Annotated in this window: 16 protein-coding genes; 6 read left to right on the forward strand and 10 right to left on the reverse strand. The window is 71.1% G+C overall.

Features of this window, described 5'->3' with window-relative positions; all coding sequences use genetic code 11:
• The first annotated feature begins 243 nt into the window (after nt 1–243).
• A complete protein-coding gene (locus E8D38_RS05470) occupies nt 244–804 on the forward strand; it encodes a DUF3455 domain-containing protein (protein ID WP_140626735.1) in 561 nt (186 codons plus the stop codon).
• Between the two features lie 15 nt (nt 805–819).
• On the opposite strand, the gene waaF is transcribed toward E8D38_RS05470, so the two are convergent.
• The 4 genes from waaF to E8D38_RS05490 all read right to left on the reverse strand — a co-directional run bounded on the left by waaF (nt 820) and on the right by E8D38_RS05490 (nt 4,116).
• Nucleotides 820–1,845, reverse strand: coding sequence for a lipopolysaccharide heptosyltransferase II (gene waaF, locus E8D38_RS05475; protein ID WP_140626736.1), 1,026 nt, complete (start codon nt 1,843–1,845; stop codon nt 820–822).
• Between the two features lie 132 nt (nt 1,846–1,977).
• A complete protein-coding gene (locus E8D38_RS05480; protein WP_140626737.1) occupies nt 1,978–2,196 on the reverse strand; it encodes a zinc-finger domain-containing protein in 219 nt (72 codons plus the stop codon).
• An 11-nt stretch (nt 2,197–2,207) separates the two neighbouring features.
• On the reverse strand, nt 2,208–3,131 hold the full coding sequence (locus tag E8D38_RS05485; RefSeq protein ID WP_140626738.1) for a branched-chain amino acid transaminase: 924 nt from the start codon (nt 3,129–3,131) through the stop codon (nt 2,208–2,210).
• A complete protein-coding gene (locus E8D38_RS05490) occupies nt 3,088–4,116 on the reverse strand; it encodes a LysR family transcriptional regulator (protein WP_181178939.1) in 1,029 nt (342 codons plus the stop codon). The genes E8D38_RS05485 and E8D38_RS05490 overlap by 44 nt, the downstream gene beginning before the upstream one ends.
• Before the next feature lie 103 nt (nt 4,117–4,219).
• Between E8D38_RS05490 and E8D38_RS05495 the strand changes: the two genes are divergently transcribed.
• Entirely contained in the window at nt 4,220–4,885 is a 666-nt protein-coding gene (locus tag E8D38_RS05495) for an NADPH-dependent F420 reductase (protein ID WP_140626740.1), read from the forward strand.
• 7 nt (nt 4,886–4,892) lie between these two features.
• Here E8D38_RS05495 and E8D38_RS05500 read toward each other — a convergent pair whose 3' ends face one another.
• A complete protein-coding gene (locus E8D38_RS05500; protein ID WP_140626741.1) occupies nt 4,893–5,828 on the reverse strand; it encodes an AraC family transcriptional regulator in 936 nt (311 codons plus the stop codon).
• Nucleotides 5,829–5,877: 49 nt separating this feature from the next.
• Entirely contained in the window at nt 5,878–6,273 is a 396-nt protein-coding gene (locus tag E8D38_RS05505; RefSeq protein ID WP_140626742.1) for a hypothetical protein, read from the reverse strand.
• Between the two features lie 115 nt (nt 6,274–6,388).
• On the opposite strand from E8D38_RS05505, the gene E8D38_RS05510 reads away from it, so the two are divergent.
• The 4 genes from E8D38_RS05510 to E8D38_RS05525 are packed head-to-tail and all read left to right on the forward strand — an operon-like array spanning nt 6,389 to nt 10,110.
• A complete protein-coding gene (locus E8D38_RS05510) occupies nt 6,389–7,327 on the forward strand; it encodes a chromate resistance protein ChrB domain-containing protein (RefSeq protein ID WP_140626743.1) in 939 nt (312 codons plus the stop codon).
• Between the two features lie 8 nt (nt 7,328–7,335).
• Nucleotides 7,336–8,742 carry a chromate efflux transporter gene (chrA, locus tag E8D38_RS05515; RefSeq protein ID WP_140626744.1) on the forward strand — a complete coding sequence of 469 codons (1,407 nt, stop codon included), beginning with the start codon at nt 7,336–7,338 and terminating at the stop codon, nt 8,740–8,742.
• On the forward strand, nt 8,730–9,638 hold the full coding sequence (locus tag E8D38_RS05520) for a Fe-Mn family superoxide dismutase (protein WP_140626745.1): 909 nt from the start codon (nt 8,730–8,732) through the stop codon (nt 9,636–9,638). The genes chrA and E8D38_RS05520 overlap by 13 nt, the downstream gene beginning before the upstream one ends.
• Nucleotides 9,639–9,642: 4 nt before the next feature.
• Nucleotides 9,643–10,110, forward strand: coding sequence for a chromate resistance protein ChrB domain-containing protein (locus tag E8D38_RS05525; RefSeq protein WP_140626746.1), 468 nt, complete (start codon nt 9,643–9,645; stop codon nt 10,108–10,110).
• Between the two features lie 17 nt (nt 10,111–10,127).
• Here E8D38_RS05525 and E8D38_RS05530 read toward each other — a convergent pair whose 3' ends face one another.
• The 4 genes from E8D38_RS05530 to E8D38_RS05545 are packed head-to-tail and all read right to left on the reverse strand — an operon-like array spanning nt 10,128 to nt 13,296.
• The gene (locus E8D38_RS05530; RefSeq protein ID WP_140626747.1) at nt 10,128–11,183 is read right to left on the reverse strand and encodes a DMT family transporter; all 1,056 of its coding nucleotides are present in this window, start codon (nt 11,181–11,183) and stop codon (nt 10,128–10,130) included.
• Nucleotides 11,183–11,992 carry a metallophosphoesterase family protein gene (locus E8D38_RS05535; protein ID WP_140626748.1) on the reverse strand — a complete coding sequence of 270 codons (810 nt, stop codon included), beginning with the start codon at nt 11,990–11,992 and terminating at the stop codon, nt 11,183–11,185. Before E8D38_RS05535 ends, E8D38_RS05530 begins: the two co-directional genes overlap by 1 nt.
• A gap of 18 nt (nt 11,993–12,010) precedes the next feature.
• Nucleotides 12,011–12,346, reverse strand: coding sequence for an antibiotic biosynthesis monooxygenase family protein (locus E8D38_RS05540; RefSeq protein WP_140626749.1), 336 nt, complete (start codon nt 12,344–12,346; stop codon nt 12,011–12,013).
• The gene (locus E8D38_RS05545; RefSeq protein WP_140626750.1) at nt 12,343–13,296 is read right to left on the reverse strand and encodes a lipase chaperone; all 954 of its coding nucleotides are present in this window, start codon (nt 13,294–13,296) and stop codon (nt 12,343–12,345) included. The genes E8D38_RS05540 and E8D38_RS05545 overlap by 4 nt, the downstream gene beginning before the upstream one ends.
• Between the last annotated feature and the right edge of the window lie 3 nt (nt 13,297–13,299).

The raw sequence follows: 13,299 nt of genomic DNA on the forward strand, positions 1-13,299 counted from the left end.
ATCGAGCTGTTCGTGCAACGCTACAACGCCGACGCCACGCCTTTCCAGTGGGTTGCCACCGCCGACTCAATCCTGCAAAAGATCGAGCGGATCGCGAAACGTATTTCTGCGACAGGACACTAGCAAGCGCCGGCGAGAACTGGCAAGACGTCTTCTGCATCCGGTTTGCGGATCCGTCCGTATGGGCCCCTCACGCCGCCGCATCCATGGCGGCGCCCCCTCAACGGACCTCAGGAGACCGAGATGCCCACCACCCTTGCGATTCCTTTCGTTTCCCTGCTGTCGGCCGGCGCGATGCTGGCGCTGACCGCCTGCGCGACGTCGATGGCGCCGAAGAGCGCGATGGTCGACAACGCGGCCTTGCCAGAAGCCGTGCGCGTGCCGGCCGGCGAGATGCAGAAGATGTGGACCGTGGGCGTGGGTGAGATCACCTACGAATGCCGCGAGAAGAAGGACATGGCCGGCCAGTACGAATGGGCCTTCGTGGCCCCGGTGGCGGCGCTCAAGGGCGCAGACGGCCAGGTGGTCGGCAGGTACTACGGCGGCCCGACCTGGGAGGCGAACGACGGCTCCCGGGTCACCGGCAAGCAGGTCGCGGTGGCGCCGAACCAGCCGGGCAGCATCCCGCTGCAGCTGGTGAAGGCCGAACCCGCCAGCGGCATGGGCGCGATGCAGGGCGTGAGCTACATCCAGCGGCTGAAGACCCAGGGCGGCGTGGCACCGGCTGCGGCATGCGGCATGGCGAACCAGGGCGCGCGACAGCAGGTGGCCTACCAGGCCGACTACGTGTTCTACGGCCGCTGAGGCTCCTGCGGTTTGCTACCGGGCCGGCGCCGGCTGGCCTTCGAGCACCTCGCGCAGCGCGGCCCCCACCCGCTCCGGACTCACTTCGGTGAGGCAGCGGTAGTGGCCGTAGCGGCATTCGCGTGCGAAGCAGGGCATGCAGTCCAGCCCCAGCTCGCCCTTGAGCCACACCACCCGCGACTTCGGGCTGTGCGGCGGGGTGTGGTCGGGGCTGGTGGAGCCGAACACGGCGGCCTGCGGGATGTCGAAGCCGGCCGCCACGTGCATCAACCCCGAGTCGTTGCTGACCATGCCGCGCGCCGCGGCAATCAAGGCCATGGCTTCGTCCAGCGTGGTCTTGCCTGCCATCACCCGGCAGGCGCCGGGCGCCAGCAGCGAAATCTCGTCGCACACCGGGCCGTCCTTGCCGGAGCCCAGCAACAGCACCGGCTGCAGGCTCTGCGAATAGAGCTGGCGTGCCAGTGCGGCGAAGTGCTCGGTGGGCCAGCGCTTGGCGGGGCCGTATTCGGCGCCCGGCGCAAACACCCAGTAGGCGCCCCGGCGCACCTGCGCCCGGGCCAGCGCCTCGAGCACCGTGGCCGAAGGCAACGACAGCCGCGGCCTCGCATCGGGCGCCACGCCGCCGTCGCCGGCCAGCGCACCGTAGAAGGCCACCATCGGCGGGCGTTCGTCGCGCGGGTTGGGCAGGCGGCGGTTCAGCAGCAGCCAGCGGCCTTCACCCTGGTAGCCCACCCGCACCGGGATGCGCGCCAGCCAAGGCACCAGCGCCGACTTGATGGAGTTGGGCAGCACGTAGGCGCGCTCGAAACGTCCGCGCAGCGTGGCGGCCAGCTGCTTGCGCGCCGCCCAGTCGAGGCGGCCATGGGCAAACGGCAGCTCGATGATGTCGGCCACCTGCGGCATGGCTCGCAGCACCGGCGCCACCCACGGCAGCGCCGCCACCGTGAGCGTCTCGCCGCGTTCCGCCAGCTCGGCCAGCAGCGGCTCCGCCATCACGGCGTCGCCGATCCATTGCGGGGCGACTACCAACGAGCGAGCCATGTGCTTCCGTTCATGTGCCTCTTGCTCAAACACCACCCCTGCCACCAAGCGGACGCCGCGGATCCGGCTTGGCCGGTCCGCCAGCGTGGCCCCCTTGAGGGGGAGCGCCGCAGGCGCTACGGGGGTGGGTCATCAGTGCGCGGAAACCTTCTCGCCAGCCTTCAGCTTGTAGACCGTGCCGCAGTACGGGCACCAGCCTTCGCCGGTGGTCGCCACGTCGATGAAGACGCGCGGGTGGTTGCTCCACAACGGCATCTTCGGGTTGGGGCAGAACACCACGCCCGGTCCCTGCAGTTCGGCCGCCGTCACTTCGACCACCGCCTTGGGTTGCTTGCTGCTGCTGTCGTTCATGTCGTCTGCTTTCAAACCTTCGTCAGCCACTCGGCGTATTTCGGGTTGCGGCCGTTCACGATGTCGAAGAAGGCGCTCTGGATCTTTTCGGTGATCGGGCCGCGCGAACCCTGGCCGATCTCGATGCGGTCGAGCTCGCGGATGGGCGTGACTTCGGCAGCCGTGCCGGTGAAGAAGGCCTCGTCGCAGATGTAGACCTCGTCGCGGGTGATGCGCTTCTCGACCAGCTTCAACCCCAGGTCGTTGCAGATCGCGAACACGGTGTTGCGGGTGATGCCGTTGAGCGCACCGGCCGACAGGTCCGGCGTGTAGACCACGCCGTTCTTGATGACGAACAGGTTCTCGCCCGCGCCTTCGCTCACGAAGCCGGCCGAGTCGAGCAGCATCGCCTCGTCGTAGCCTTCGTCGGTGGCCTCCATGTTGGCCAGGATGGAGTTGGTGTAGTTGCTCACCGCCTTGGCCTGCGTCATCGTGATGTTGACGTGGTGGCGGGTGTAGCTGGAGGTCTTGACCCGGATGCCGCGCTTGAGGCCTTCCTCGCCCAGGTAGGCGCCCCAGGCCCAGGCCGCGATCATCAGGTGGATCTTGTTGCCCTTGGGCGAGACGCCCAGCTTCTCGGAGCCGATCCAGGTCAGCGGACGCAGATAGCAGCTCTCGAGCTTGTTGGCGCGCACCACCTCGCACTGCGCCTCCATCACCTGCTCCAGCGTGAAGGGGATCTTCATGCGCAGGATCTTGGCGCTGTTGAACAGGCGCTCGGTGTGCTCGCGCAGCCGGAAGATGGCGGTGCCGTTGGCGGTGTTGTAGGCACGCACCCCCTCGAAAGCGCCGCAGCCGTAGTGCAGCGTGTGGGTCAGCACGTGGATCTTGGCGTCGCGCCAGTCGACGAGCTCACCGTCCATCCAGATCTTGCCGTCGCGGTCGTCCATGCCCATGAAAGGCTCCTCGGGAATGCTTGGGGGAAGCCGGGATTTTACGAGCCGGCGCCGTGAGCCCCCGCCACGCGGTGAGCACTTCTTCGCGCAGCCAGGCCAGCCCCGGGTCGTGCTCGGCGCGCGGGTGCAGCACCCATTCCATCGTGAAGCCGCTCATCTCGAACGGCAGCTCCCGGCTGGCAATGCGCGCCGCGGCCGCCGCCGCCACCCGGCGCGGCAGCACCGCGGCGAGCTGGCTGCGTTCGATGACGTCCACCGCCGCCGAAAAGTTGGGCACCGACAGCTGCACGAAGCGCCGCAGCCCCAGCGCCTGCAGGGCCTGGTCGGCACGGCCGCTGAAGGCCGCCTCGCGAGAAGCCGCCGAGCCCACCTCCCGCGGCGCGATGAACAGCTGCGGCGCGGCCGCCATGTCGGCCGCCGACAGGCGCCGCCGCGCCGCCAGCGGGTGGCCGTGGGCGAAGGCGAACACGAAGTCCTCGTCGAACAGCGGCGCCGCCCGCAGGCCGCGGGGCGTGAGCCCGCGCACCATGAGCGCCGCGTCCACGTCGCCGGCCGTCATGCGCGCCACCAGGCTGGTCACGTCGGGCGTGACCTGCGCCAGCTGCACGCCGCCCGCCTGCTCGCCCAGCCGCGCGGCCAGTGGGCCCAGCAGCGTGGCGGCCATGTAGTCGGTGGACGCGATGTGGAACACCCGCTTCGACCGGGCCGCGTCGAAGCCGCCGGGCGGCTCGAGCAGCGCCTGCAGGTCGGCCAGCACGCGCCGCACCGGCTCGGCCAGCGCCTCGGCGCGTGCGGTGGGCGCCACGCCGGCGGCGGTGCGCACGAACAGGGGGTCTGCGAACACCTCGCGCAGCCGCGCCAGCAGTGCGCTGGTGGCCGGCTGGCTCAGGAACAGCTGCTTGGCCGCGCGCGACACGCTGCGCTCGCGCATGAGGGCGTCGAAGCCCCGCAGCAGCGCGATGTCGAGTGAACGGATATCTGCCATGCAGATATTGTGAATCCCTTCATTCGATTGGACGAATAACGCCGGCCGGCCGAAAGTCCACTCCATCGCAACCGCCGCAAGCCGGCAGATGAAGGAGAAGGCAATGACCGCAACCAACCCGACCGCAAAGTTCTCGGTGCTCGGCGCCGGCATGGTGGGCCACGCACTGGCCGGCAAGCTGGTGTCGCTGGGCTATCCGGTGATGATGGGTTCCCGCGACGAGAGCGCGGCCAAGGCCGCCGCCTGGGCGCAGCAGGCCGGGCCCCTCGCTTCGACGGGCAGCTATGCGCAGGCCGCCGCCTTCGGCGACATCGTGATCAACGCGCTGCAGGGCGCGGCCAGCCTGTCGGTGCTGGGCGACCTGAACGCCCGGCTGGCCGGCAAGCTGCTGATCGACATCGCCAACCCGCTGGATTTCTCGCACGGGATGCCGCCGCGGCTGTTCGTCAGCAACACGACCTCGCTGGCCGAGGAGATCCAGAAGGCGCTGCCGACCACCCGCGTGGTGAAGACGCTCAACACCATGCATGCGCCGGTGATGGTGGACCCGGGCCTGGTGCCCGGGCCGCACGAGGTGTTCGTGAGCGGCGACGACGAAGGCGCCAAGGCCCGGGTGATCGACCTGCTCAGGAGCTTCGGCTGGCAGGCGCCCATCGACCTGGGCGGCCTGGACAGCGCGCGCGGCACCGAGCAGTGGCTCGCACTGTGGTTCCGCCTCTACGGCCGCCTGGGCACCGGCGTGTTCAACCTGCGCCTCGTGCGGCCCTGACCCGCCCTCAGGCCAGCGGGATGTAGATGTCGGTGTGCAGCTGCTCGGGCGGCGTCTTGCTCGGGTCGTTCACGTACAGCTCGAACGGCGCCACGTCGCGCAGCGCATGGCCGGTGGCCGGCAGCCAGTCGCGGTAGATCGCATCCCAGGTGTCGTGCAGCCCGCTGTAGGGGCCGACGTGGGTGAACACCGCATAGCGGCCGGCCGGCACTTCCTGCCAGGCCAGCGTGCCGGCGAGTTCGATGTCGGGCCGCGCCGGTGTGCCGCGGCGTTCGGCGAGCGAGTAGTCGAACACGGCACCGCCGAGCAGGCGGCACTGCTGGTCATCGTCGCCGGCGGGCTGGTCCGGGAACAGCGCAAGGCAGCTCCAGGCCCGGCTGCCGAGGCCGGCCTCGCCGAGCCGGGCCCACAGTTCGCCGAAGGCCTGCTGGGCAGCCGGGCTCATGTCGCCGGCCCGCATGCCGCGGCCGGTGGTAGTGAGCACGGGAAATGCGGGGGCGTCGACCAGTTGGGGCTTGAGCATGAAACGTTCTCCTTCGTGGGGTGGTGACCAGGGCGCCGACGGGCGCCGGTCGAACAGGCGCTGCCAGGCCGGCACGTCGCCGGCCCGCACCGCGGTGGGGGTGGTGTCGAGTTCGCGGCGCATGGCCTTGGCCAGCGCCTGCGCCGATTCGTAGCCGACCTCCAGCGCCACCTCGAGCACCGGCTTGTCGCCTGCGGCCAGCAGCTCGCAGGCGCGCTGCAGCCGTCGCCAGGTCACGTAGCCCTGCACCGTGGTGCCGAAGTAGGCCCGGAAGATGCGGTGGAAATGGTGGCGCGACATGGCCGCCCGTTCGGCCAGCGCCTCGACGCCGAGGTCACCATCGAGGTTCGCGTCGACATGAGCCACCGCCCGGGCCAGCAGTTCGAGGTAGCGGACCGGCCGCTGCTGTGTGTCGTTCATGGCCGCCCATTGTGGGCAGCCGAGGCGGCGCCGGCGTGTCCGGCCGTGCTCAGCCGGCCGCGTCGGCCGGGCGCATCAGTTGCCAGTCGGTGACCTTGCCGCCGCGCAGGTTCACCAGCACCGACACGCCGCCGGCATCGGCCCACAGGAAGGCCTCGTCGGCGGGCGCGACCGGCGCCTGCGGCAGCCCCAGGCTGCGGGTGCGCTTCAGCACGTCGATCAGCGTCATGCCGGCCTTCAGCTGTGCATTGAGCATCACCGCGCTGGGCACCTGCCCCTTGGGCGCGCTGCCGGCGTCGCGCATGGCGCGCAGCGCGCGGCTGAACTGCAGCAGCAGCCAGAACACGATGACGGTGAGCCCGAGCACCACCCCGCGCCAGCCATACGAGAAGTAGCCCGCCGCCAGGGCCAGCGCGGCCAGGGCCCAACCGATCTGAGGATTCATGGGCGCGATGCTAATGGCGCAGCGAGGCGGTCGGCTGCGTGGTAACCGCAGACGCACTTTGCATTCAGCGGTCAGTAGCATATATTTCTCTCGTGGAAATAAATGCTTCAATGCCATGTGGGCGCTGCTGATCGCCACCCTGCCCACCCAGCCCAATGCGGTGCGGCTGCGGCTGTGGCGCGCCGTCAAGGCGCTCGGCTGCGGTGCCCTGCGCGACGGCGCCTGGCTGCTGCCGCTCGACCATGCCGGCGCGCTGGAGGCGCTGGCCGAGCAGGTGCGCGACCACGGCGGCAGCGCCTCGGTGCTGGAGCTGAGCCCGCGCAGCCCTGCGCAGCGCGACGAGCTGCTGGCCCTGTTCGACCGCAGCGAGGCCTATGCCGGTTGGGCCGAGGCCCAGCGCGCCGTGCTGGCCCAGTTGCCGCAGCTGCAGGAAACCGAAGCACGCCGCCGCCTGCGCGAAGCCGCCGATGCGCTGGCCGCGCTGCGCCGCATCGACTACTACCCCGGGGCCGCCGCGCTGCAGGCCGAGGCCGACCTCGCCGCGTTGCGCGCCGCGGTGGACCAGCGGTTCTCGGCCGACGAGCCCAGCCACCGCAGCAGCGCGGCGCTGCCACGGCTCGAGGCACGCCACTTCCAGGGCAAGCAATGGGCGACCCGGGCCCGGCCCTGGGTCGACCGGCTGGCCTGCGTGTGGTTCATCCGGCGCTTCATCGACGCCAACGCGCGTTTCGTGTGGCTCACCGACGTGAAGAAGCCACCGCGAAACGTGATCGGCTTCGACTACGACGGCGCGCGCTTCACGCACCAGGGGCCCCGGGTGAGCTTCGAAGTGATGGTGGCCAGCTTCGGCCTGCAGGACGACCTGCGCCTGCAGCACATTGGCGCAGCGGTGCACTACCTCGACGTGGGCGGCATCCCGGTGCCCGAGGCCGCCGGCCTGGAAACCATCCTGGGCGGCCTGCGCGAGCTGCATGCCGACGACGACACCCTGTGCACGGCTGCGATGCACGTGTTCGACGGGCTGTACGCCTCGGCGAACAAACCTGACAACTGACACTCCCTATGACCACGACCGCCGCTCCCAGCCTGGATCCCCTCGACGGGACAAGCACTGCGCCTGCACCCGTGACCCGGCGCCAGGCCTTCGCCTACTGGCTCCGGCTGGGCTTCATCAGCTTCGGCGGGCCGGCCGGGCAGATCGCCATCATGCATACCGACCTGGTCGAGCGGATGCGCTGGATCTCCGAGAAGCGCTTCCTGCATGCGCTGAACTACTGCATGGTGCTGCCCGGGCCGGAAGCGCAGCAGCTGGCCACCTACATCGGCTGGCTGATGCACCGCACCTGGGGCGGCATCGTCGCCGGCTCGCTGTTCGTGCTGCCGTCGCTGCTGATCCTCATCGCGCTGTCATGGATCTACATCGCCTTCGGCAACGTGCCGGTAGTGGCCGGCATCTTCTACGGCATCAAGCCGGCGGTGACGGCGCTGGTGCTGCATGCGGCCCACCGCATCGGCACGCGTGCGCTCAAGAACGCATGGCTGTGGGCCATTGCCGCGGCGGCCTTCGTGGCGATCTTCGCCTTCGGCACGCCCTTCCCGGCCATCGTGCTGGCGGCCGGACTGGTCGGCCACTTCGGCGGCCGGCACGCGCCCCAGGTGTTCGCCGTGGGCGGCGGGCATGGCGGCGGCGCCGACAAGCGCTACGGTGCCGCGCTGATCGACGACCACACCCCCACCCCCGCGCACGCTCGCTTCTCGAAGCGCCGCCTCGCCAAGGTGCTGGCCTGGGGCGTGGGCCTGTGGACCGTGGTGATGGGCGCGCTGGTCGGCGCCTACGGCTGGCAGGGCACGCTTGCGCAGATGGGCTGGTTCTTCACCAAGGCGGCGCTGCTCACCTTCGGCGGCGCGTATGCGGTCCTGCCTTACGTGTACCAGGGCGCGGTGGAGCACCACCAGTGGCTGTCGGGCGCGCAGATGATCGACGGCCTCGCGCTCGGTGAAACCACGCCCGGCCCGCTGATCATGGTGGTCGCCTTCGTCGGCTTCGTGGGCGGCTGGTTGAAGCAGGTGTTCGGCCCCGAGTGGCTGTTCGCCGGCGGCGCGGTCGCCGCGTCGGTGGTCACCTTCTTCACCTTCCTGCCGTCGTTCGTGTTCATCCTGGCCGGCGGGCCGCTGGTCGAGTCGACCCACGGCAACCTCAGGTTCACCGCGCCGCTCACCGCCATCACCGCCGCGGTGGTGGGCGTGATCGTCAACCTCGCGCTGTTCTTCGCGTACCACGTGCTGTGGCCGCAGGGCTTTGCCGGCCGCTTCGACGTCATGTCGGCCGTCATCGCCGCGGCGGCAGCGGTCGCGCTGTTCCGCTTCAAGGTCGGCGTGATGCCGCTGCTGGGCGCCTGCGCGGCCGCCGGCGTGGCCTGGACCTTCCTGCAGCCGCGCCTCGGAAGCCTCACACCATGGATGCAATGACCCGGCCCCTGCCCTTCGGCCCCGATGCGCTGCCCGGCCTGTCGGGCCGGCTGCTGGCGAGCCACCACCAGAACAACTACGGCGGCGCGGTGAAGCGGCTCAATGCCATTCGCGCCGAATTGCGGCAGCTGGCGTTCGCCACCGCACCCGGCTTCGCCCTCAACGGGCTCAAGCGCGAGGAGCTGATCGCCGCCAACTCGATGTGGCTGCACGAGCTGTACTTCGACAGCCTGGGCGGCCCCGAGACCCACGCCATGCCGCCGCCGATGGCCCTGGCGCTGGCCGCCAGCTTCGGCAGCATGGAGCGCTGGCGCGAGGAGTTCGTGGCCATGGGCCGCGCGCTGGGCGGCGGCTCCGGCTGGGTGCTGCTCGTCCACTCGGCGCGCGAGGGCCGGCTCGTCAACCAGTGGGCGGCCGACCACACGCATGGCGCGGCGGGCGGCCAGCCGGTGCTGGCGCTCGACATGTACGAACACGCCTACCACCTCGACTACGGCGCGCAGGCCGCGGCCTATGTGGACGCCTTCATGGCCAACATCGCCTGGTCGCGGGTGTACGAGCGATACCAGCAGGCGGTGTGCGCCGCAGCCGAGCCCTTCGGCGCGGCCGCCGATGCGCTGGCGGGTGCACAACTGCTCGACGTGCGGCGCGCGGGCGTCTACCAGCAGGCCACCACGCTGATCCCCGGTGCGCAGTGGCGCGACCCGGCCGAGGTGGAGCAATGGGCCGGCACCCTGGACGCCGGGCGCGAGGTCGTCGTGTACTGCGTGTACGGCCACGAGGTCGGCCGCGCCACGGCGCTGCGGCTGCGTGCGGCCGGGCTCGACGCGCGTTTTCTCGTCGGCGGCATCGACGGCTGGCAGGCCGCCGGCCGCCCCTTGCAGCACAAGGAGTGAAGCCATGGCGAAATGGATCACCCGCGAGCGGCCCAAGATCGACCGCATCGCCTGCCCCTGGCTGATCCTGCGCTTCATCGATGCGCAGGCCGAGTTCCTCTACGTGCCGGCGCCGGACGTGCTGCGCCTGGCCGAGGAGACCGGCGCCACGCCCTACGACGTTCCCGGCGTGCACTTCAGCCACGTCGGCGAGCTGTGCAGCTTCGATGCGTTCATCGGGCATTACCAGTTGCACGGCGACCCGGCGCTGCAACAGCTCGCCGCCATCGTGCGTGGAGCCGACACCTCACGGCTGGACCTCACGCCGCAGTCGGCCGGGCTGTATGCGATCTCGCTGGGCCTGTCGCACAACTTCGCGGGCGACGACCACGAGATGCTGCGGCACGGCCTGGTGATGTACGACGCGCTGTATGCGTGGTGCAGGAGCTGCCAGGGCGAGACGCACCACTGGCCGCCGCGCATGGCCGCCTGACGGCCCGCGCGGTGCGCTCAATGCACATGCCCATGGTGCGCATCCGGCACATGGGCATGGCTGTGACGCACCGGCGCGTGGACGTGCCGGTGGCTGTGCGGCCCCGCCGGCATCGGGTCGTGCAAGTGGTCGTGGTGCCCGTCGTCATGCACATGCGCATGCTCGTGCTCGAGCGGCTCGTGTTCATGTTCATGCGCATGCGACTCGGCCAGGTGCAGCGCCACGCCGGCCAGCATCAGCACACTCGCCAATGCAAGGCCGACGCCTGCGCTGCGATCGCCCAGGGCAAGGGCCGCCACGGCGCCGATGAAGGGCGCGAACGCGAACACCGAGCCGGTGCGCGCGGCGCCGAACGCACGCTGGGCCAGCAGGTAGAAGCGCAGGCTGAGGCCGTAGCCGGTGGCGCCCACCGCCAGCAGCCCGAGCGCCGCCCACAAGCCGGGCACCGACTCGCCGGCGCCCCAGGCGATCAGCGCGGTGGCCGTACCGCCCAGCAGCGCCTTGCCCAGCACCACCTGCGCCGGGTCGCGTTCGGCGAGCGCCCGCGACAGCGTGTTGTCCACGCCCCAGGCCAGCGTGGCCACGCCCACCGCCAGCAGGCCCCACAGCTGCGCCCGGCCGCCGTGCCCGCCCTCGGCCACCAGCACCGCGCCACCGGCGGTGAGCAGCGCCATCGCGGCCCACACGCGGCGGTCCATCGTCTCGCCGTACAGCCAGCGGGCCAGCAGCGCGGTGAACACCGCTTCGAGCGTCAGCATCAGCGAGCCGCTGGTGGCGCCGGTGTGCTGCAGGCCCCAGGCCAGCGCCACCGGGCCGATCACCGCGCCGAACAGGGCCATCAGCAGCAGCCGCGGCAGCTCGGTGCGGCGCAGGCGGGCTTCGCGCTCGACCGGCTGGCGCAGCAGCAGGCCGGCCAGCGCCGCGCCCAGGTAGAGCAGCGAGGCGGTGGCAAACGGGCCCAGCCCGGCGCCGAAGCGCTGCAGCAGCGGCGTGCTGATGCCGAACAGCACCGCGGCGGCCAGCGCCGTCAGCCCGCCGCGCAGGGCCGGGCCCTGCAACGTCATTCCTCGCATCAAGCCTCTCCAGCCTCTCCCAGTTCGGTTTCGAAGCGCCCGACGCACCCCGTGCGCAGCGCATCGGCCCAATCGGGCCGGCCATTCGCTTCGGCCCGCCGTGCCGCGCTCTCCCAGTCGTAGGCCACCGCGCGCTGCTGCACGTTCCAGCCGGCTTCGGTGCGCTCGACCAGGGCCCATCGCGCATGCGGCGCGCCCACTTCGAGCACATGCGGGTGCGGGTGGTCGTCGTCGAACCCCTGCAGGCCGACGCTGCCCGGATTCACCACCAGCTGCCCGCCGTCGGGCAGCTGCAGCACGCGCGGCATGTGGGTGTGGCCGCACAGCATCAGCGTGACCTGGCTCGTGTCGAAGCCGCCCAGGCGTTGCCGCGCCTCCTCTGCGCTCGCCATGCGCAGGCCGCGGCTGCCGTGCGGGCCGTGGTCGGGCGTCACGGTCTCGAGCCAGTAGACGAGGTCGTTGTCGGGCGTGCCGTGGCAGCAGAACACCTCGGGCGCGAGCCACAGCGTTTCGGGCAGGCCGCGCAGCCATGCACGGTGCGCTTCGCCGAGGTGGTCGGCGGTATAGCCGTCGGTCAGGCCCATGCGCTCGCGCGCGAAGGTCAGGACCTGGCGCTCGTGGTTGCCGCGGATCGTGGGCAGCGCCAGGGCCATCAGCCGCTCGGCCGTTTCCACCGGCCACAGCGGGCCGCTCAGGATGTCGCCCAGGTTCACCGTCACGTCGGCGCCGCCGGCCCGGGCGATGTCGTCGAACACCGCTTCGAGGGCCGGCAGGTTGCCGTGGATGTCGGAGATGGCAGCGATGCGCATGACGTTTCCCCGCCGCGGTCAGCCTCTCGGCCGCCCCTTGCCGTAGGCGCGCTCGACCTTCGCGATGCGCAGCTCGAAATGCCCGTACCAGCGCTGGTGCCCCAGCCGCTGCGCCTCGCGGTGTTCGGCATTCGCCTTCCAGGCCGCGATGTCCTCGAGCGTGCGGAAGTACGACACGGTGATGCCGAAGCCGTCGGCGCCGCGGGTGCTTTCGATGCCGAGGAAGCCCGGCTGCTCGCTCGCCAGCGCGACCATGCGGTCGGCCATGTCGCCATAGCCGTTGTCGCCTTCGGTGCGCTGGCTGCTGAAGATGACCGCGTAGTAGGGCGGCTCGGGCAGGTCCGCAAAGCTCATGGGATGGAAGCTCGGTCTGTGCGTGGGGCCCCTATCGTAGTCAGCTCATGAGGCAGGCGGGGCAGTTGCAGCAAGGCCCTCACCCGGCGCTGCTCGCCGGCGTCGAATCGCGCCCGCATCCATTGCTCCATGGCCGCGGCCCGCTGGGGTGCCGAAAGCTCCGCCGCCTGCTGCAGGCGCGCCCATTCCTGCCGCGCCGACGCAAGACGCCTTTCCCAGTCGGCCCAGGCCGCCTGCTCTACGGCCAGCCGCTGGCGGGCCTCGGGCGGCAAGGCGGCCACGTCGATGCCGGCGGCATTGGCGGCGGGGGGTGCGTCAGCCGGCTGCACCGGCTCCTGCAGCGTGGCCAGCAGCTGCGCCTCTTCCTCGGCATAGAAGGCCGCGGCCCATTCGGCGCCCAGCAGGTTGCGGCGCACCGGCTGGCGCTCGGCCAGCGCGGCGGCCCAGCTGTGGCGATCGCGCAGGTCGACCCGGCTGCGGAACGTGTAGCGCAGCAGCTCCAGGTAGCGACGCCACACCTCCATCACCTGCCGCGCGCCGTCGGCGCCGAGCGCGGCGCGCGCGTCGTGTTCGGCAAAGGCGGTGATCTGCTCCAGCGTGGTTTCACCCTGCAGCGTGAGCAGCTGGTCGAAACGGCGCCGCAGGGCGATGGCAGGCTTGAGCCTGCCGCCGGCGTCGAGCTCGCCCCATGCGCCGTCGAGCGCCGCACCGCGCAGCGAGCTGTGTTCGCCCAGCCACTGCATGAAGGCCTCCGGCGAGGAGGCCGCCGCGGTGGCAGGCCGGGCAGGCACGGAGCCGGCCGGCTTGGCGCCGGTCGACACCGCCGGAGCCGAGCTGCCGGTCAGAAGGCGCACCGGCTCGTGCGTGCCGTTGCGCTGCCAGGCCCACAGGCCGAGCAGCAGGGCGGCGCCGGCCGCCCCGGCCACCGCGGTGGCGGTGATGGGGCGCACCGT

This window comes from Methylibium rhizosphaerae (assembly GCF_006386545.1).
Classification (GTDB): domain Bacteria; phylum Pseudomonadota; class Gammaproteobacteria; order Burkholderiales; family Burkholderiaceae_C; genus Pseudorivibacter; species Pseudorivibacter rhizosphaerae.

Bases quoted from the DNA above. Each gene is read 5' to 3' on its own strand.
- E8D38_RS05470 (WP_140626735.1), top strand. From the start codon at position 244: ATGCCCACCACCCTTGCGATTCCTTTCGTTTCCCTGCTGTCGGCCGGC.
- waaF (WP_140626736.1), bottom strand. From the start codon at position 1,845: ATGGCTCGCTCGTTGGTAGTCGCCCCGCAATGGATCGGCGACGCCGTG.
- E8D38_RS05480 (WP_140626737.1), bottom strand. From the start codon at position 2,196: ATGAACGACAGCAGCAGCAAGCAACCCAAGGCGGTGGTCGAAGTGACG.
- E8D38_RS05485 (WP_140626738.1), bottom strand. From the start codon at position 3,131: ATGGGCATGGACGACCGCGACGGCAAGATCTGGATGGACGGTGAGCTC.
- E8D38_RS05490 (WP_181178939.1), bottom strand. From the start codon at position 4,116: ATGGCAGATATCCGTTCACTCGACATCGCGCTGCTGCGGGGCTTCGAC.
- E8D38_RS05495 (WP_140626740.1), top strand. From the start codon at position 4,220: ATGACCGCAACCAACCCGACCGCAAAGTTCTCGGTGCTCGGCGCCGGC.
- E8D38_RS05500 (WP_140626741.1), bottom strand. From the start codon at position 5,828: ATGAACGACACACAGCAGCGGCCGGTCCGCTACCTCGAACTGCTGGCC.
- E8D38_RS05505 (WP_140626742.1), bottom strand. From the start codon at position 6,273: ATGAATCCTCAGATCGGTTGGGCCCTGGCCGCGCTGGCCCTGGCGGCG.
- E8D38_RS05510 (WP_140626743.1), top strand. From the start codon at position 6,389: ATGTGGGCGCTGCTGATCGCCACCCTGCCCACCCAGCCCAATGCGGTG.
- chrA (WP_140626744.1), top strand. From the start codon at position 7,336: ATGACCACGACCGCCGCTCCCAGCCTGGATCCCCTCGACGGGACAAGC.
- E8D38_RS05520 (WP_140626745.1), top strand. From the start codon at position 8,730: ATGGATGCAATGACCCGGCCCCTGCCCTTCGGCCCCGATGCGCTGCCC.
- E8D38_RS05525 (WP_140626746.1), top strand. From the start codon at position 9,643: ATGGCGAAATGGATCACCCGCGAGCGGCCCAAGATCGACCGCATCGCC.
- E8D38_RS05530 (WP_140626747.1), bottom strand. From the start codon at position 11,183: ATGCGAGGAATGACGTTGCAGGGCCCGGCCCTGCGCGGCGGGCTGACG.
- E8D38_RS05535 (WP_140626748.1), bottom strand. From the start codon at position 11,992: ATGCGCATCGCTGCCATCTCCGACATCCACGGCAACCTGCCGGCCCTC.
- E8D38_RS05540 (WP_140626749.1), bottom strand. From the start codon at position 12,346: ATGAGCTTTGCGGACCTGCCCGAGCCGCCCTACTACGCGGTCATCTTC.